The 17,669-nt window shown below is 68.9% G+C and carries 15 protein-coding genes; all 15 read left to right on the top strand.

The genetic code is table 11. The features are described 5' to 3' along the window. The first annotated feature begins 43 nt into the window (after positions 1 to 43). The 15 genes from ndk (at position 44) to VN779_RS21780 (ending at position 17,031) form a co-directional block, all read left to right on the top strand. The gene (ndk, locus tag VN779_RS21850) at positions 44 to 478 is read left to right on the top strand and encodes a nucleoside-diphosphate kinase (RefSeq protein WP_414639736.1); all 435 of its coding nucleotides are present in this window, start codon (positions 44 to 46) and stop codon (positions 476 to 478) included. A gap of 127 nt (positions 479 to 605) precedes the next feature. Next, positions 606 to 1,625: a rod shape-determining protein gene (locus tag VN779_RS21845; protein ID WP_325726327.1), complete on the top strand. Its 1,020-nt coding sequence runs from the start codon at positions 606 to 608 to the stop codon at positions 1,623 to 1,625. Between the two features lie 82 nt (positions 1,626 to 1,707). Beyond that, complete coding sequence (mreC, locus tag VN779_RS21840) at positions 1,708 to 2,613, top strand: rod shape-determining protein MreC (RefSeq protein WP_325726325.1); 906 nt, start codon at positions 1,708 to 1,710, stop codon at positions 2,611 to 2,613. A gap of 44 nt (positions 2,614 to 2,657) precedes the next feature. After that, positions 2,658 to 3,266, top strand: a complete 609-nt coding sequence (gene mreD / locus VN779_RS21835) for a rod shape-determining protein MreD (RefSeq protein WP_325726323.1) — start codon at positions 2,658 to 2,660, stop codon at positions 3,264 to 3,266. Between the two features lie 8 nt (positions 3,267 to 3,274). Beyond that, positions 3,275 to 5,578 carry a penicillin-binding protein 2 gene (gene mrdA, locus VN779_RS21830; RefSeq protein WP_325726321.1) on the top strand — a complete coding sequence of 768 codons (2,304 nt, stop codon included), beginning with the start codon at positions 3,275 to 3,277 and terminating at the stop codon, positions 5,576 to 5,578. Beyond that, positions 5,575 to 6,825: a rod shape-determining protein RodA gene (gene rodA, locus VN779_RS21825; RefSeq protein WP_325726319.1), complete on the top strand. Its 1,251-nt coding sequence runs from the start codon at positions 5,575 to 5,577 to the stop codon at positions 6,823 to 6,825. Before mrdA ends, rodA begins: the two co-directional genes overlap by 4 nt. Before the next feature lie 9 nt (positions 6,826 to 6,834). Then, positions 6,835 to 8,754, top strand: a complete 1,920-nt coding sequence (locus VN779_RS21820) for a TIGR03960 family B12-binding radical SAM protein (protein ID WP_325726317.1) — start codon at positions 6,835 to 6,837, stop codon at positions 8,752 to 8,754. 60 nt (positions 8,755 to 8,814) lie between these two features. Then, positions 8,815 to 9,480, top strand: coding sequence for a Uma2 family endonuclease (locus tag VN779_RS21815; protein WP_325726315.1), 666 nt, complete (start codon positions 8,815 to 8,817; stop codon positions 9,478 to 9,480). 82 nt (positions 9,481 to 9,562) lie between these two features. After that, the gene (locus VN779_RS21810) at positions 9,563 to 11,239 is read left to right on the top strand and encodes a succinic semialdehyde dehydrogenase (protein ID WP_325726313.1); all 1,677 of its coding nucleotides are present in this window, start codon (positions 9,563 to 9,565) and stop codon (positions 11,237 to 11,239) included. A 302-nt stretch (positions 11,240 to 11,541) separates the two neighbouring features. Beyond that, positions 11,542 to 11,853, top strand: a complete 312-nt coding sequence (locus VN779_RS21805; RefSeq protein ID WP_325726311.1) for a WXG100 family type VII secretion target — start codon at positions 11,542 to 11,544, stop codon at positions 11,851 to 11,853. Positions 11,854 to 11,919: 66 nt separating this feature from the next. After that, entirely contained in the window at positions 11,920 to 12,219 is a 300-nt protein-coding gene (locus tag VN779_RS21800) for a WXG100 family type VII secretion target (protein WP_325726309.1), read from the top strand. Between the two features lie 282 nt (positions 12,220 to 12,501). Beyond that, on the top strand, positions 12,502 to 12,837 hold the full coding sequence (locus VN779_RS21795; protein ID WP_325726307.1) for a chorismate mutase: 336 nt from the start codon (positions 12,502 to 12,504) through the stop codon (positions 12,835 to 12,837). Positions 12,838 to 13,166: 329 nt separating this feature from the next. Further along, the gene (guaA, locus tag VN779_RS21790) at positions 13,167 to 14,750 is read left to right on the top strand and encodes a glutamine-hydrolyzing GMP synthase (RefSeq protein WP_325726305.1); all 1,584 of its coding nucleotides are present in this window, start codon (positions 13,167 to 13,169) and stop codon (positions 14,748 to 14,750) included. A 151-nt stretch (positions 14,751 to 14,901) separates the two neighbouring features. After that, entirely contained in the window at positions 14,902 to 16,155 is a 1,254-nt protein-coding gene (locus VN779_RS21785; RefSeq protein ID WP_325726303.1) for a hypothetical protein, read from the top strand. 447 nt (positions 16,156 to 16,602) lie between these two features. Next, complete coding sequence (locus VN779_RS21780; RefSeq protein WP_325726301.1) at positions 16,603 to 17,031, top strand: hypothetical protein; 429 nt, start codon at positions 16,603 to 16,605, stop codon at positions 17,029 to 17,031. Positions 17,032 to 17,669 lie beyond the last annotated feature (638 nt).

Raw genomic sequence — 17,669 nt, 5'->3', positions numbered from 1 at the left:
CACAGACGTCGAATCAGACGTCGCACGACTGCTTGAGGAGATGATGGTGGCGACCCCTGTGGAACGCTCGCTCGTGCTGGTGAAGCCGGACGGCGTGCGCCGCGCGCTTACCGGGGAGATCATCCGGCGGATCGAAGCCAAGGGGATCAGGGTGGTCGCGCTGGACCTGCGGGCGCTGCCTCGCGAGCTGGTCGAGGAGCACTACGCCGAGCACGAGGGCAAGCCATTCTTCGAACCGCTGGTCTCCTTCATGATGTCCGGACCGGTCGTCGCCATGATCATCGAAGGCCACCGCTGCATCGAGGCCTTCCGCACCCTCGCCGGCGCCACAGACCCGGTCAAGGCCGCGCCCGGGACCATCCGCGGCGACCTCGCCACCGACATCGGCACCACCGTCGTGCAGAACCTGGTGCACGGTTCCGACTCGCCGACCTCCGCCGAGCGCGAGATCAAGCTGTTCTTCCCCGAGCAGGGCTGACCAGACCAGCCGTCGGTACCTCGTCCGGTGGAACCTCCGTTTCCTTGCCGCGAATCGGCGGGAAGCACCCGTACTGTCTGAAGACGGGCGTGGGTGATCGCGGAAGGTAGCTGGTACGAATATGGGCATGTCGGTCGTCGGCCGTGACATCGCGGTGGACCTCGGAACGGCGAACACGCTGGTCTACGTGCGCGGCAAGGGGATCGTGCTCAACGAACCCTCGGTCGTCGCGGTCAACACGCACAACGGCGCGGTGCTCGCGGTCGGCTCCGAGGCGAAGAAGATGATGGGCCGCACTCCCGGCAACATCGTCGCCATCCGCCCGCTCAAGGACGGGGTCATCGCCGACTTCGAAATCGCCGAGCGGATGCTGCGCTACTTCATCCGCAAGGTGCACCACCGCAGGCTGCTCGCCCAGCCGCGCGTGGTCATCTGCGTGCCGAGCGGGATCACCGGGGTCGAGCGGCGCGCCGTCGAGGACGCCGCCGACGCCGCCGGCGCCCGCCAGGTGCACCTGATCGAGGAGCCGATGGCCGCCGCGATCGGGGCCGGCCTGCCGATCCAGGAGGCCACCGGGAACATGGTCGTGGACGTGGGCGGTGGCACCACGGAGGTGGCGGTCATCTCCTACGCGGGCATCGTGACCGCCTCGTCCATCCGCACCGCCGGGGATGAGCTGGACAACGCGATCATCCAGTACGCCAAGAAGGAGTACTCGATGCTGCTCGGCGAGCGCACCGCCGAGGAGCTGAAGATCACCATCGGCTCGGCAGACGACCACGACGCCGAGTTGCACGCCGAAGTGCGCGGCCGGGACCTGGTCTCCGGGCTGCCGAAGGTCATCGTGCTGACCTCCACCGAGATCCGCCGCGCGATCGACGAGCCGGTGGCCGCGATCGTGGACGCGGTGAAGGACACCTTGGACAAGTGCCCGCCCGAGCTGTCCGGCGACATCATGGACCGCGGCATCGTGCTCACCGGCGGCGGCGCCCTGCTGCGCGGCCTCGACCAGCGACTGCGCCGGGAGACCGGGATGCCGGTGCTCATCGCGGAGAATCCGCTGGACTCGGTGGTGCTCGGCTCGGGCCGCTGTGTGGACGAGTTCGACGCGCTCCAGCCAGTGCTCGGCGCGCAGAGCCGCAGGTGACCGGCGGAACACGGTGACGAAGTGCACGGCAATGACGGGTGTAGTCGCATGAGAGGCGCAAAGCAATGAAGGACGCCGCTATATGCGCGACACGCGCCGTACCCGGATCGTGTTGGTCGGGCTGCTGCTCGCCGGCTTCGCGCTGATCACTGTCGATGCACACGGCGACCGCCCCGGATCGCCAGGACCGCTCGGAAAGGTGCGCTCCGTCGGCCAGTCCGTGCTCGGACCCGTGCAGCGGGCCGCGGGCAGCGGCATGCGCGGCATCGGATCGCTGCTGAACGGCTGGGGTCACTCGACCGCGGACCAACAGCGCATCACCCAGCTCACCGCGCAGGTCTCCTCGCTCAAGACGCAGCTGGAGACCGGTACGCAGGACCGCGCGCGGGCCGACCAGCTCGACAAGCTGCTGCGGCTGACCGCGCTCGGCGGCCTCAAAACCGTGCCCGCACAGCTGGTCGGCCTTTCCCCCGCGCAGGACGGAACCTGGTCGGCGACCATCGACGCCGGGGCGCGCGACGGCATCACCGAGAACCAGACCGTCATCACCGGCGACGGGCTCGTCGGCCGCACCACCGCGGTCGGCCGGTATACCGCAACCGTGCTGCTGGCTGTTGACCCGGCCTCCACGGTCGGGGTACGGCTCGCCGGTTCGGGCACCATCGGAACCGCGAGCGGTCAGGATCCGCATACGCTGCGCGTCGAGTTCCTTGACCCGCAGCTGAAGGTCAAGCCGGGCGCGGTCGTCGTCACCCTCGGTTCGGCCGGTGACACGCCATTCGTGCCTGGAGTACCGGTCGGGACGGTACGTCAGGTTGTTTCGACGCCTGGTGCCCTCACGCGCACGGTGCTCGTTACCCCGTACGTCGACGCGACGTCTGTCGACACGGTGGCCGTGGTTGTGCAGCCTCCGCGTACCGATCCGCGTGACGCGATGGTGCCGGGCGCCGTATCTGACGCACAGTCAGCCAGCGCACCGCGGCCGTAGCAGGTGGAGCAGCCCAAACCGCGCCGGGAAGAGGTCAGGAATCCATGCGAACCCTGCTGCGCGCCGCGCTGACCGCGGCCGCCGCGATTCTCGCGCTCACGCTGGAGTCGTCGGTCGCGCCGAAGCTGCACCTGCCCTACGCCGTACCCGACCTGATTCTGCTCGCGACGCTCGCCCTCGCCGCCGAGTGGGGGACCAGCGGCGGGGCGGCCGCGGGCTTCATGGCCGGCTTGATCCAGGACCTCGCGCCGCCTTCGCTCAGCGCGGTCGGAAGGCATGCCCTCGTCCTGACGCTCATCGGCGCGCTCGCCGGGCGGGCCGCTCGCGAGGTGCGCCGCTCCGCTCTGCGCACCAGCGTCCTGGCCGGCTTTTATGCCGCGCTGGCGCTCATTCTCGACACGGTGATCGGCCTCGCGCTCGGCGACGGCATCGGTCTCTCCGGCTCCGGACTTCTGCTCGCGCTCGGCGCCACCGCGCTCTACACCGCGGTCGCCACGCCCCTGATCGTCCCCGGCCTGGCGATTCTGGCTCGCCGTGCGGACGGCGCGGGCGCCCGCTATCTCGCCCCGGTCGGCAACGCCGTCGAGGGCGCCATCTTCCCCGGTCCGGCGCACACCAGCCCCGGACTGCGTTCCGAGGCCGAGAGGGTGTGAACCGTCCGTTGTCCGTACCGCAGCTCGCGCGCAGCCGTGTATCCGTTGTGCAGGTGTTGGTGCTGGCCCTGTTATGCACTCTCGGTGCCCGGCTCTGGTATCTCCAGGTGCACTCGGGCACGCAGTTCCAGCAAGCCGCCGCGGCCAACGACCTGCGCACGGTGGCGACCGCGGCCGTTCGCGGCTCGATCCTCGACGACCAGGGCCGGCCGCTGGTGAACAACCGCACCGTGCTCGAAGCCACCGTCGACCTCAGCACCCTGGCTCAGCAGCCGCACCAGGGCAAGGCTGTGCTCGAACACCTCGCCGGCACCCTCGGCGTGCCCGTCGAGCAGATCGAGCAGCACGCCAGGCTCTGCTCGCCTACGGTGTCGCAGCCCTGCTGGACCGGCTCGCCGTACCAGCCGATCCCCGTCGCGCAGGACGTGCCGCCCCCGCTGGCCGTCAAGATCATGGAGGAGCACGACCAGTTCCCCGGCGTCGCCGTCGTCCCCGCGGCGCAGCGCGCCTACCCGGAGCCGTACGGCATGCAGGCCGCGCAGGTTCTCGGCTACCTCTCTCCGGTCAGCCCGGACGAGCTGAGCGCTCCAGGCTCCTCCTATCAGCCCACCGACATGGTCGGCCGCTCAGGGCTCGAACAGAGCTATGACAAGCAGCTGCGCGGCGTTTCCGGGACGTCCGAGGTGGCGGTCGACAACGTGGGCCGCGCGGTGCGCACCGTCTCGTCCACGGCTCCGATCGCCGGAGACGACGTGGTCACCACCCTTGACGCGCACATCCAGGCCATCGCGGAACAACAGCTCGCCGCCGCGATCAAGTCGGCGCGCGGCGGTTGGGACAAGAACAGCAGCGCCCATTACAAGGCCGACTCGGGTGCGGTCGTCGTGCTCGACGTGAACACCGGCGGAGTGGTCGCGATGGCCACCTACCCGAGCTACGACCCGACCGTGTGGAGCGGCGGTATCAGCGCGGCGGACTACGCGCATCTGACCGACCCGGGGGCCGGCATCCCGCTGCTCGACCGCGCGTTCCAGGGCCAGTTCGCCCCCGGATCGACGTTCAAGCTGGTCACCGCCTCGGCGATGCTGCAGGACGGCTTCCCGCCGCACGGCACCTACGAATGCTCGCCGTCGTTCGACATCGGCAGCCAGTCCTTCCACAACTTCGAGGGCGAGGCGTTCGGCCCCATCACCCTCAAGCGCACCATCGAAGTGTCCTGCGACACCGTGTTCTACCGCGCCGCCTACCAGATGTGGCAGCACGACGGGGGCAACCACCCGGTCGCGCACCCGTTGGATCCCGTGCAGACCATGGCCGCGCAGTACGGCTTCGGCCGGGCGACCGGAATCGACCTGCCCGGCGAGGCCAGCGGCGATGTGCAGACCCGGCAGGAGAAGCTGGCGACGTGGAAGCAGATGAAGGACATCTGGTGCCGCCGCGCCCAGACCGGCTATCCCGAGGTGGCCGGCTCCGACCCGGCGCGCGCCGCGTACCTCAAGCAGATCGCTTACGAGAACTGCCAGGACGGCTGGCAGTTCCGCGGCGGTGACGCCGTCATCGAGGCGATCGGCCAGGGCGGCATCCTGGTCACGCCGCTGCAACTCGCGCGCGCGTATTCGGCGCTGGCCAACGGCGGAACGCTGTACCAGCCGCACCTGGAGAAGGCGGTGATCTCGCCAGACGGGCACCTGGTCTCGACGTACCAGCCGAAGGTCGTCGGGCATGTGCCGGTCTCCCCGGCCACGCGCTCATTCCTGGTCAACGCGTTCGAGGGTGTCGCGCAGGAGGGCACCGCGGCGGGCGTGTTCGGCGCCTGGCCGCGCGACAAGATCGCGATCGGCGCGAAGACCGGAACCGCGGACGTGTACGGCAAGCAGGCGACGTCCGTGTTCGCGTCCTTCCTCCCGGCGGATCACCCGCAGTACGCGGTCGCGATGATGGTCTCCCAGGGTGGGCAGGGCGCGATGACCTCTGGTCCGGCGGTGGAAAAGATCGAGGAAGCGCTCTACGGCGTCCAGAACGGCGCGATCAACCAGCAGGCGGCCCTGTTGCCGCAGCCCCCTGCCACGCTTCCGCGGATCCAGCCGGACGGCACGCTCGTCACCCCGGCGGACCAGATCCTCCCGCCCCCCTATCTGCCGCCGCCCGCCTACGGCGTCTCCGCCGTCCTGCCTTCGTTCCACGCACCGTCACTCCACGCACCGTCACTCCACGCCGTGCCACCAATCCTCACTGCCGCCTACTACCTCCCCGAACGCCGCTACGCCGATCTCATCCGCGCGGGCCTGCACCGAGGGGGCGTCTTCACATGATCATCGGTGAGAAGGCCGGCGTCCCCGCGGTCGGCATCGCGCTGACCGATTCCCCGACCGACCGAGTACGCGCGGCCGCCCGCCGCGGCGGAGCGCTGCGCCGGTTCGACTGGCCGCTGGTTGGTTCGGCAATCGCTCTCGCCTTGGTCGGCGCGGTCCTCGTCTGGTCGGCGACGCGGGAGCGCAGCCAGCTGACCGGTGGCGACCCGCAGTACTTCCTCAAGCGGCACCTGCTCAACCTCGGCGTCGGGCTGGCGCTGGCGATCGCCGTCAGCGCCCTCGACCACAAGCGGATGCGCGCGCTGACTCCGGCCGTGTATCTCTTCGCCGTCCTCGGCCTGCTCGCCGTGCTCTCCCCGCTCGGTTCGACCGTGAACGGCGCCCGCTCCTGGATCGAGCTCGGCGCCGGCTTCTCGATCCAGCCTGCCGAGTTCGCGAAAGTAGGCGTCGTGATGGCGGTCGCGATGGCGCTGGCCGCGCGGCCGAGCATCCGGCGCGCTCCCGACCTGCTCGCCCCGGTCTTCGACGCGCGCCGGCCCGGCGACGTGCCCACCGCCCGGCAGCTGTTCCTGGCGCTGCTGGCGGCCGCGGTGCCGATGGGCCTGATCGCGCTGCTGCCCGACCTCGGCACCACCATGGTCATCGTCGCGACCGTGGTCGGCATGATCGTGGTCTGCGGCGTCCGGATGCGGGTACTCGCGCTGTTGACGATCGGGGCCGGCGCGGGAGTGTTCGCGATCGTGAAGCTCCATCTGCTCGCCGCGCACCAGGTCAACCGATTCGCCGCCTTCGCCGACCCGAACCTCGATCCACGGGGCGTGGGCTACAACACCCACCAGGCACGCCTGGCGATCGGCTCCGGCGGGATCTTCGGCCAAGGTCTCTTCCACGGCGCGCAGACCAACGGCCAATTCGTGCCCGAGCAGCAGACCGACTTCGTGTTCACGGTCGCCGGTGAGGAGCTGGGCCTGGTCGGCGGGCTGCTGATCATCGCGTTGTTCGCCGTGCTGCTGTGGCGCGCCTGCGTGATCGCCCGCACCGCCACCGAGCCGTTCCCGCTGCTGCTGGCCGCGGGAGTGCTCAGCTGGTTCACCTTCCAGACCTTCGAGAACATCGGGATGACGCTCGGGATCATGCCGGTGGCCGGAATCCCGCTGCCGTTCGTCTCCTACGGCGGTTCCTCGATGTTCGCCAACTTCATCGCCGTCGGCCTGCTGGAAAACGTCAGGCTCCGCTCCACCAGGTAGCCTGGGACCGTGGTGAACTCCGTCTGGCCCCGTCTAGAAGCCCTGCTGCCTTCCGTGCGCAAGCCGATTCAGTATGTCGGCGGCGAACTCAACTCCACGGTGAAGGACTGGGACGCCTGCGACGTGCGCTGGGCGCTGATGTACCCCGATGCCTACGAGGTCGGCCTGCCCAACCAGGGCACCATGATCCTTTACGAGGTGCTCAACGAGCGCGAGGGTGTGCTGGCCGAGCGCACGTATTCGGTCTGGCCGGACCTCGAAGCGCTGATGCGTGAGCACGACGTGCCCCAGTTCACCGTGGACGGGCACCGGCCGGTCGGCGCGTTCGACCTGTTCGGCATCTCGTTCTCCACCGAACTCGGTTACACCAACCTGCTCACCGCGCTGGATCTGGCCGGCATCCCGTTGGAGGCCAAGGACCGCGACGAGTCGCACCCGGTCGTCATCGCCGGGGGCCACGCCGCCTTCAACCCCGAGCCGATCGCGGACTTCATCGACGCGGCCGTGCTCGGCGACGGTGAGCAGGCGGTGCTCACCATCACCGACGTCGTGCGCGCATGGAAGGCCGAGGGCAGGCCAGGCGGCCGCGACGAGCTCCTGCTCCGCCTCGCGCGCACCGGGGGCGTCTACATCCCGCGCTTCTACGACGTCGAGTACCTGCCGGACGGCCGGATCAAGCGAGTAGTGCCGAACCGGCCGGGCGTGCCGTGGCGGGTGTCGAAGCACACTGTCATGGACCTGGACGAGTGGCCGTACCCGAAGGCGCCGCTGGTCCCGCTCGCCGAGACGGTCCACGAGCGGATGAGCGTGGAGATCTTCCGCGGCTGTACCCGCGGTTGCCGGTTCTGCCAGGCCGGCATGATCACCCGCCCGGTACGCGAGCGTTCGATCACGGGCATCGGCGAGATGGTCGAGCGCGGCCTGTCCGCCACCGGATACGAAGAGGTCGGCCTGCTCTCGCTTTCCTCCGCCGACCACAGCGAGATCGCCGACGTCGCCAAGGGCCTGGCGGACCGGTATGAGGGCACGAACACGTCGCTCTCGCTGCCGTCCACTCGTGTCGACGCGTTCAACATCGACCTGGCCAACGAACTGTCCCGCAACGGCCGTCGCAGTGGCCTGACGTTCGCGCCGGAGGGTGGCAGCGAGCGGATCCGCAAGGTCATCAACAAGATGGTCAGCGAGGAGGACCTGATCCGCACGGTCACCGCCGCGTACTCGGCGGGCTGGCGGCAGGTCAAGCTGTATTTCATGTGCGGTCTGCCCACCGAGACCGACGAGGACGTGCTCCAGATCGCCGAGATGGCGCGCAAGGTCATCAAGGCCGGGCGCGAAGCATCCGGCAGCCGCGACATCCGTTGCACAGTAAGCATCGGCGGCTTCGTGCCCAAGCCGCACACGCCCTTCCAGTGGACCGCGCAGCTCGGCGCGCAGGAGACGGACGCGCGCCTGATCAAGCTGCGCGACGCGATCCGCGCCGATCGTGACTACGGCCGCGCCATCGGTTTCCGCTACCACGACGGCAAGCCCGGCATCGTCGAAGGCTTGCTCTCCCGCGGCGACCGCAGGATCGGCAAGGTCATCCGCGCGGTATACGAGGACGGCGGCCGCTTCGACGGCTGGAGCGAGTTCTTCTCCTACGAGCGCTGGATGCGGGCCGCCGAGCGCGCGCTCAAGGACGAGCCGGTCGACGTGCCCTGGTACACGACCCGCGAGCGCGACCAGGTCGAGGTGCTGCCCTGGGACCACCTGGACTCCGGCCTCGATCGCGAATGGCTGTGGGAGGACTGGCAGGACGCGCTGCGCGAGGTCGAGGTGGACGATTGCCGCTGGACCCCGTGCTTCGATTGCGGCGTCTGCCCGCAGATGCAGACCGAGATCCAGGTCGGCCCGACGGGTAAGAAGCTGCTGCCGCTGACAGTGGTCTGATCAAGCCACCGTGCTTGATTCGGTGTGACGGTGTGTGAGAGGTCTGCTACGTTCGGTCGCGTGAATGATCGAATCGGGCGCAGGGACGCCGCCGTGGAGCGCACGTGGGACGAGACGACTTACTGGGCAGGCCACGCGATCCCGTACTGGATCTGGGAAAACGTGACCGCGGACATGTGGCAGGCGATGCCCGAAACCCTGTGCAGCCGGATGGAGATCGTCGACGGGCGAGCTCTGTTGCTCGCCTCGCCGACCATGGATCACCAGGGCGCCGCCGGCATGGTCAATCTGGAGCTCCGGTCGCACGCCCGCGCCTATGCGCAGGCTTCCGGCCGCGCGATCGACGCGATCTACGGCTACGCGCTGCGGCTTCGGGACCATCCGTTGCACCATCGCCGGCCCGACGTGATCGTGTACGAACTCGCGCACGGCTCAAATCTGCCCTCGCCCTCGGACACCTTGCTGGTCGTCGAGATCGTCTCGCAGTCCAGCCGGATCATGGACACAGTGCACAAGTCCGCCGAGTACGCCGACGCTGGCATCCCCCATTACTGGACCGTCGAGACGCGCAACGGCGCCATATCCACCGTCACCTGGTACGCGCTCCCCGAAGGCGAGAAGCGCTACGAGGTGCGCGCCCGCTGGACGCCGGCCGAGACACCCGAGGGCGTCCGCGCCGACGAGCCGTTCCCGATCCGCATCGCATGGGACGAACTCGCGTTCTGATCGCACCGGTGCAGCACCATGGTCGATTACTAGCCGGTAACCGGTCTGGATTCGGCGAGATGGCGGGCTTAGTCTGTGCGCTATGACGACGAGCGGTGTGACTCCCCAGGCGGCGCAGAGCCCAGCGGCAGGAGGGGGCTCGGGCGCTGGTGCGGGCAATGGTGCCGGCGCCGGCGGTAACGGCGCTTCCGGGGTGCGGCTGGAGTCCATACGCCCGCATCTGCCTCGCGAGTTCGTCGCGCGGCTGGTCGAGGACGTGGTGGTCGGCTCCTCCGCCTCGACCGCGTCGATCCACGCCCCGCTGACCGGCGAGGTCATCGTCGAGCTGCCGCAGTCCGCGCCCGGTGACGTGCGGCTGGCCTTCCAGAAGGCCCGCGCGGCGCAGCCGGCCTGGGCCGCGCGGCCAGTGCGGGAGCGCGCCGCGGTGCTGCGCCGCCTGCACGACCTGCTGTTCGACAACGAGCCGCATCTGCTCAACCTCGTCCAGATCGAGACCGGCAAGGCGCGGCTGCACGCCTATGAGGAACTGGCCGGCTCGGCCGCCGCGCTGCGTCACTACGCGGCCGCGGCCGCCGGGTATCTCAAGGACCGGCGTCGTCCCGGCATCCTGCCCGGCCTGACCAAGGTCTCCGAGGTGCGTCATCCCAAGGGCGTCGTCGGCCTGATCACGCCGTGGAACTACCCGCTCGCTCTCGTCGTGATGGACATCGCCCCAGCCCTGGCCGCGGGCAACGCGGTTGTGCACAAGCCGGACAATTCGACCACACTCACGGCGCTCTACGTCCGCCAGTTCGCGGTCAAGGCCGGCCTGCCCGAAGACGTGTGGCAGATCGTCACCGGTGAGGGACCGGTTACCGGACCGGCTGTCGTTGACCACGCCGACTACGTCGCTTTCACCGGCTCGACCCGCACTGGCCGCCAGGTTGCGCAGCAGGCTGCCGGTCGGCTGATCGGCTGCTCGCTGGAACTCGGCGGCAAGAACTCGATGGTCGTGTTCGACGACGCGGATGTGGAAAAGGCGGTGCAGGGCGCGCTGCGCGGCTGCTTCTCGTCCGCCGGGCAGCTGTGCGTCTCCTTCGAGCGCGTGTACGTGCACTACTCGCTATACGACCAGTTCGTCGAACGCTTCGTCACCGAGACCAAAGCACTGCGGCTTGGCAGCGCCCTGGATTACTCGGCGGAGATCGGCTCGCTCGCCTCGACCAGGCAGCTCGAAGCGGTCACGCTGCATGTGGAGGACGCGCGGGCCAAGGGCGCCAAAGTGCTCGCCGGCGGCCGTCGCCGTCCCGACATCGGCTCGCTGTTCTACGAGCCCACCATCCTGTCCGGGGTCAAGCCGACGATGTCCGTCTACGGCGAGGAAACCTTCGGACCGGTCGTATCAGTATACGGATTCAAGAACGAGGCCGAGGTCCTGGACCTGGCCAACGACACTCCGTACGGCCTGAACGCCGCCGTGTGGACCCGGGACACCAAGCGCGCCCGCGAGGCCGCGCTGCGCCTGCACTCCGGAATGGTCAACGTGAACGAGGCGTACGCGGCGGCGTTCGGCTCCGTCGGCGCGGCCATCGGCGGGATGGGCGACTCGGGACTCGGCCGCCGCAACGGAGCAGAAGGCATTCACCGCTACACCGAGATCCAGACGATCGCCCGGCAGACGGTACTTCCGCTCGCCCCGTGGCTCGGGTTCTCCGCCGAGCGCTACACCAAGCAGTTGACGTTCTCGCTGCGGTTGCTCAAGCGCCTCGGACTGAAGTAGCCGCTCAGCCGGCGTTAGCAACACACGTAGAGGCCTGACCTGATCCAGAACGCTGACAGCAGGCGACAACGGGCCGCCGCACCTTGCCGATCACGACGCGCTGGAACACGGTAAAGACTTGGTAATGTCTGGTACCCGGCTTTCTGCCGCCACGCTCATACCAGTAGCGTGTAGGGGCAGATGGCACCGAACCGTCACCTCTAACGAGGGCCTTGGTCTTGGGGGAGCGCGGGAATGGTGGATCTGACAACCTCACAGTTGTCCTATACGCAGATTTCCTGATTTGACGGGGATGGTGAACGATGGCCGGAGCTTACACAACCGAAGCTGCGACGATGCAGAAGGCTGCGCAGCAGGTCCAGCAGGTCAGCGAGGAGATCGGCTCGGAGCTGAACTCGCTGGCCAGTGCCCTCGAGCCGGTCGCCGCTTCCTGGAAGGGCAGCGCGGCCAGCGCGTTCCAGCAGCTGATGGAGCGCTGGCGGCAGGATGCCACCAAGCTGCAGCAGGCGCTGGCGGACATCGCCCAGATGCTCGAGCAGACCAACAAGAGCTACTCGCAGGCTGAAGAGAACAACTCGTCGCAGATCGGCGCGATTCTCAAGGGTCTCCAATAAGCGGCGATCGAGCGGGTTCTTAATCCCGCCACGCGGCGGGTCTTCATCTCACGAGGGGAGTAGGGAATGTCTTACGACCAGGGCCAGGTGATGGTCACCTTCGCGACCATCGCGGAGGCAGCCCAGAACACTCAGCGCACATACCAGAGCCTCGAGCAGAAGCTCAACGACCTGCACAGCTTCCTGCAGCCGATGGTCTCGACCTGGTCGGGTGCGGCCGCTGAGCAGTACCAGGCGAAGCAGCAGGCTTGGACTCAGGCCCAGAACGACCTCGGCAACGTGCTGCAGACGATCGGCCGGGTGCTCGACGAGACGGAGCAGGCCTACCGGACGACCGAGTCGTCCAATGCGCAGAGCTGGGGCTGAGTCTTCGTTCAGCGTGGGGGAGTCCGGCTCGTGGACGCGAGCCGGACTCTTGCGCATGCTCTGCTAAGGTGACGAACGTGCTTCACTCGCGGCGATTTAGCTATGGCTTTCCGGCAGGTCCGGCAAGCCAAGCGGTCGCGCGCTGACGAACACGGCGAGACCACTCACGGCGCCCCGGACCCCGCAGGGTCCGGGGCGCCGTCGCGTTCGCCACGGGTCGTGCGGACCCGCCGGCGCCTTCCCGAACCGCCCGCAAGGGCCACCCGGAAGGATTGACCGACCATGACCGCCACCGAGCTTTCCGCGCAGTCGCCCCGCACCGAGCCCGCGCCGCAGCTCCCGATCGACGGGTCCGCAAGTCCCGACGGTCCCGAGGGCCCCAATGGTGTGCTCACCGGCCGTGAACGCATTGATGCGCTCGACGCCGAGATCGCCGATCTCGTGCAACGCCGGATCGAAGTCTCCCGGCAAATTCAGGCCGCCCGGATCTCAGACGGCGGCCGCCGCGTGGATCTGCGCCGGGAGACCGAGATCATCGCCCGCTACTCCGCCGCGCTCGGCCGCCCCGGCACCACGATCGCCATGGCCCTGCTCGAACTCGGCCGCGGACGCGCGTAGCCGCGTGTGCCTTATGCGGCGCGCCCTTGCGTAACCGGACGTCCGATCAGTCGTTGTCTACGGCGGATGGGCCGGTGGCGAACGGCCGGGGCCGGGCAGAGCGACAACCGGCCCCCGGCTGTGGGACCTCGCCCCGGTGCGCGTCCGTCGGCAGGGGACAGCCGACAGGCGTCCGCGTACCCTTCCCGTCCCTGTGCCGGGCCGCCCGGGATCACTCCTGTCCGGCCCGGCGCGGGGACCCCTTGGCTGAACCGGCGCACAGAACCCGCGAGCCGCGCCGGTGGACCGGGACCGGCCTCTCGTGCCGCTCCCTCTAAACTGGTCGCACTATGGACTCCACTTCCCCCCTGGTTCTCGTCATCGACTTCGGCGCCCAGTACGCCCAGCTCATCGCGCGCCGGGTCCGCGAAGCGCGGGTCTACAGCGAGATCGTGCCGCACGACATTTCCGTCGCCGAACTGCTGGCCAAGCGCCCGGCCGCGATCATCCTGTCCGGCGGGCCCTCCTCGGTGTACGCCGACGGCGCGCCGAACGTGGCCGCCGAGCTATTCCGCGCCGGAGTGCCCACCTTCGGCATCTGCTACGGCTTCCAGGCCATGGCGCGGGCGCTCGGCGGCGTGGTCGAGAAGACCGGCACGCGCGAGTACGGCGGCACCGACCTGGCCGTCAGCGAGACCGCCTCGACGCTGTTCGCCGGAACCCCCGCCGCGCAGTCGGTCTGGATGTCGCACGGTGACTCGGTCGTCGCCGCGCCCGAGGGTTTCCAGGTCAGCGCGCGCTCCTTCGGCGCGCCGGTCGCAGCCTTCGAAGACGACGAGCGGCGGCTGTACGGCGTGCAGTACCACCCCGAAGTGCTGCACTCGGCGCACGGCCAGAAGGTGCTGGAGAACTTCCTGTACCACGGCGCCGGGATCACGCCGAGCTGGACCATGGTCAACATCGTCGAGGAAGCCGTGGAGTCCATCCGCGCGCAGGTCGGTGACCGCCGCGCGATCTGTGGCCTGTCCGGGGGCGTGGACTCCGCGGTCGCGGCCGCGCTCGTGCAGCGGGCCATCGGGCACCGGCTCACTTGTGTGTTCGTGGACCACGGACTGCTGCGCAAGGGCGAGGCCGAGCAGGTCGAGAAGGACTTCGTGGCGGCCACCGGAGTGGAGCTCAAGGTGGTCGACGCCAGGCAGCGCTTCCTCGACGCGCTGGCTGGAGTGACCGACCCGGAGGAGAAGCGCAAGATCATCGGCCGGGAGTTCATCCGGGTCTTCGAGCAGGCGCAAGCCGAGATCGTCGCGGGCGACTCAGCATCCGAGCACAGTGCGGCTCCCTCCGACTGGTGCCTCGTGCAAGGCACCCTGTACCCCGACGTGGTGGAGTCTGGCGGCGGCGCCGGCACCGCGAATATCAAGTCGCACCACAATGTCGGTGGCCTGCCCGACGACCTCGAATTCGAACTCGTAGAACCGCTGCGCAAGCTGTTCAAGGACGAGGTGCGCCGGGTCGGCGAGGAACTCGGTCTGCCTGCGGAGATCGTGTGGCGCCAGCCCTTCCCCGGCCCCGGACTCGGTATCCGCATCGTCGGCGAGGTCACCGAGGACCGGCTGGACCTGCTGCGCGAGGCCGACGCGATCGCCCGCGAGGAGCTGACACGGGCCGGGCTCGACCGGGAGATCTGGCAGTGCCCGGTGGTGCTGCTCGCGGACGTGCGCTCGGTCGGCGTTCAGGGCGACGGCCGCACGTACGGGCACCCGATCGTGCTGCGTCCGGTCTCCTCCGAGGACGCGATGACCGCCGACTGGACCCGACTGCCGTACGACGTGCTGGCCCGCATCTCAACGCGGATCACCAACGAGGTGCGCGACGTGAACCGCGTCGTCCTTGACGTGACTTCCAAGCCGCCGGGCACCATCGAGTGGGAGTAATCACCCCCATTCGCACCCCCATTCGGACGCCTGCGGTCCGCTTTATCGATATCCCGTAACGGATTCCCAACCGCCGCACTGTCCCCGCCCGGCGCGTGGCCTCACCGGTGTACGCTCCGAGCCTGCTGCCGATGTCACAGGGAGGGCGGGCGTGGTCCACGGACCGCAGGTACATGGACCGCAGGATCACGGCGCGGTCCGGCGGGACTACGACCTCGAACTCACCCAGTTCGTCGATCGCTGTACGGAATTCGCCCGTGGTGAGGGCGTGCCCGCCGCGCTGGCGCACTCGGAATCCGGCGCCCGGCAGTGGGTATCCGACGAGCTGACCAGGCGGGCCGGCCGGCTCGCGGCGGCAGCACGCCGCGAGAACGCGGCCTGGCTGGCGCTAGTGGGCAAGCAGGCAATGCGCGGGGCATGGTGGCTGCTGGTCGCCGTGCTCGTGGTCGACCTTGCCACCCTGCCGCTCTCGGACGGCTGGACGATGCCGCGCACCGCGGCGCCGGTCGCGTTCCTCGCCTTCGCCGCGCTATTCACGTTGTTCACCCTCGTACACAGCGACATCGGCGGAGTGCTGTGTTTCCTCGTCGGGGTCGACGGAAGGCTTTCGCTGCCGCGCACGCTCGGGGTGCTATGGGCGGCGAGCATCGCCACGGCGTTCGTGTACTTCGGGATCGAGGACATCGCGGCAGGCGACTCGGCCGAACGAGCGCAGGTCGCCGCGTCGCTCTCGCACCCGCGCTGGGAGTACCTCGCGCTGCTCGCGGCGCCGGTCATCGTCGCGGTGATCAGCGGCGCGGTCATGGCAGCACGCATGCGCCGCAGGGCCGCGCCGTACCTGCCGGGACAGCGCTCGCAGCTGCGCGATCTGTTGGTCGAGGAGAGCGGCCTCGGCTCGCTGGCCGCGGCGGTATGGCTGCCGGTGAACCTGGTCGGCGTGCTGTTCCTGGTGATCGGGCTGGCCAAGGACCCATATCAGCTCCCGCAGTTACCCGACGCGGTCACTGTCATCGCACTCGGTGCGGCGGCGCTCTACCTGGCCGTCAAGCTGACCGAGGTGCGCAAGCCGGTCCTGGTCTCCATCGTCAGGGTACGTACTCCCGGCGAGCCGGACGGCCCGATCCGGCAAGGCGACGAGATCGAAATCCGCGGCCTGGGCTTCGTCCCCGCAGCGGCCGCCGCCCCCGATCAGCTGGCCCGCATCGTGGTCAAACTCGGCCCGATCCACATCCACGTCCCGCTGGTCCCGGACCAGGACGGCGGCTTCACCAACCCGACCGATACGGCGTTGACGGTCCCGATCCCGTTCGAGGCCGAACCGGGCCCGTGGACCGTGCGCGTGGTGACGGCCGCAGGCTTGGAAACGAGCGACTATCCGCTCGACATCCTCGCCGATGAGGTCTGATTCGCTGCTCTGGTGCGCTCCGTCGGGACGCCTGCGGCCGACCGGTAACGCATTCGGCTGCCTGCCCTCCCACCCCGCTCCGCTTCGCTTCACAGTCTCAGGGCGCTGCCGCGCACGCGCTCCGCGCTGAACGCTGCGCTGGCCCGGCTCCGCGTCGCTCCGCCTGACGCCTGCGGCTGGCTCCGGCTCCGCCGGAACTGGAGCCCGCCCTCCACCCCCGAAGCTCCACGCCCTCGCTGCCGCTCGGCCGCTCCGCTACAGAGTCAAGGTTTCGCAGCGGCTCTCCGCCCGGACCGCACCCTAAGAGCCCACAGGTTACCGGCGAGCGCTCCTGGTTGCAGAGTGTCGGGCAGGGCCCGGCGGCGTCATTGCAACGTCGAACAACGCTCGCTGGCACCGAAACGGCTGCCTTCGGGGCCCAACGGGGCAATCACGAACGAGGTAATCATGAGCCACGAAATCACCGGGCGACCGTCCCTCCAGCGCAGCCGCCGAGCCGGGAAGGCCGCAGCCCTCACCTTCGCCGCAGCATGCACCATGGCGCTCGGCTCGGCCACCGCTGCACATGCCAGTACGTGGGACGGATGTCCCGATGGCGCGGTGTGTGTCTACCCGGAAGGCCAGGACTCGACTGACACGAGCGTCCCCGAACTCGTGCTGTGGAGCTACGGGGCACACAACCTGAGCAACATGTACGGCCCTCACGACGTCATCAACAACCAGACAGGCGGCGCGAGTGCGAACCTCTGCCTGGGCTATAACGGCACGAACTGCAACGATCCTCAGGTCGCTGACAACGGCCGCATCGATGCCCAGTGGGTAGCGGTCGCGGTCGACTTCACGCCGATCAACTCGATCACTCTCAACCGGCCCTAGTGCCGTCTCGCGCCGTCGTGCGCCGGGATTCCCGGTGACCGGGCGACGCGCATTCGGACGAGTGGTGGTCGAGCCGCAGGTAAGAACGGGCAGCACGGCCGACGCCGGCCCGGCGATTCGGCATTGGGTTTCTCAGCAGAGAGCGGCTGGACCCACCCGGCACCACCACGCATCCGACCTACGGTCGCTGCCCTAACCAGCCTTCTGGCCACTGATGTGTGATGTGATGCCAGAAGTCGTCGCTGTGAAGGTGGACGCTGAAGGTCAGGCGGTCGGCGAGGGTCTCCGCGACCGTGCTTTGCCTGCTCCGAGCAGCCCCGTCAGGACGACCATTCGTCCGCCTCGGCTAGGTGCCTGGTCGGGGATAGGCGGGCCATGCCACTACCGTGTCACCTGCGCCTAGTCCACCGCGCTCGAACGGACTGGCGCGCTGACGAGGGCGGGCGCAGACTGCGCCCGCCCCTGGGCCTGGGTCTCACTTCGCGCAGTTAGTGACGATTTTCTCGTTATAGACTGCGCTGCCTGAACGCCCACCTGCGGTGTAATGAACTCTGATGCCGTCGATGGCTTGTTTTCCCGCCTGCCGGGGGACGATTTTCGCGACGAGCCACCAGTTGGTTCCGCTGGCGTTGAGATCG

This window comes from Actinocrinis sp. (assembly GCF_035605935.1).
In the GTDB taxonomy this organism is placed as follows: Bacteria; Actinomycetota; Actinomycetes; order Streptomycetales; family Catenulisporaceae; genus Actinocrinis.
The sequence above is the reverse complement of the archived record's forward strand: the minus strand, read 5'-3'. Positions and strand labels throughout refer to the sequence as shown.

What these genes read in the sequence shown, in the direction of transcription:
- ndk (WP_414639736.1), top strand. Translation starts at nt 44, where the DNA reads ATGGTGGCGACCCCTGTGGAACGCTCGCTCGTGCTGGTGAAGCCGGAC.
- VN779_RS21845 (WP_325726327.1), top strand. Translation starts at nt 606, where the DNA reads ATGTCGGTCGTCGGCCGTGACATCGCGGTGGACCTCGGAACGGCGAAC.
- mreC (WP_325726325.1), top strand. Translation starts at nt 1,708, where the DNA reads ATGCGCGACACGCGCCGTACCCGGATCGTGTTGGTCGGGCTGCTGCTC.
- mreD (WP_325726323.1), top strand. Translation starts at nt 2,658, where the DNA reads ATGCGAACCCTGCTGCGCGCCGCGCTGACCGCGGCCGCCGCGATTCTC.
- rodA (WP_325726319.1), top strand. Translation starts at nt 5,575, where the DNA reads ATGATCATCGGTGAGAAGGCCGGCGTCCCCGCGGTCGGCATCGCGCTG.
- VN779_RS21810 (WP_325726313.1), top strand. Translation starts at nt 9,563, where the DNA reads ATGACGACGAGCGGTGTGACTCCCCAGGCGGCGCAGAGCCCAGCGGCA.
- VN779_RS21805 (WP_325726311.1), top strand. Translation starts at nt 11,542, where the DNA reads ATGGCCGGAGCTTACACAACCGAAGCTGCGACGATGCAGAAGGCTGCG.
- VN779_RS21800 (WP_325726309.1), top strand. Translation starts at nt 11,920, where the DNA reads ATGTCTTACGACCAGGGCCAGGTGATGGTCACCTTCGCGACCATCGCG.
- VN779_RS21795 (WP_325726307.1), top strand. Translation starts at nt 12,502, where the DNA reads ATGACCGCCACCGAGCTTTCCGCGCAGTCGCCCCGCACCGAGCCCGCG.
- guaA (WP_325726305.1), top strand. Translation starts at nt 13,167, where the DNA reads ATGGACTCCACTTCCCCCCTGGTTCTCGTCATCGACTTCGGCGCCCAG.
- VN779_RS21780 (WP_325726301.1), top strand. Translation starts at nt 16,603, where the DNA reads ATGAGCCACGAAATCACCGGGCGACCGTCCCTCCAGCGCAGCCGCCGA.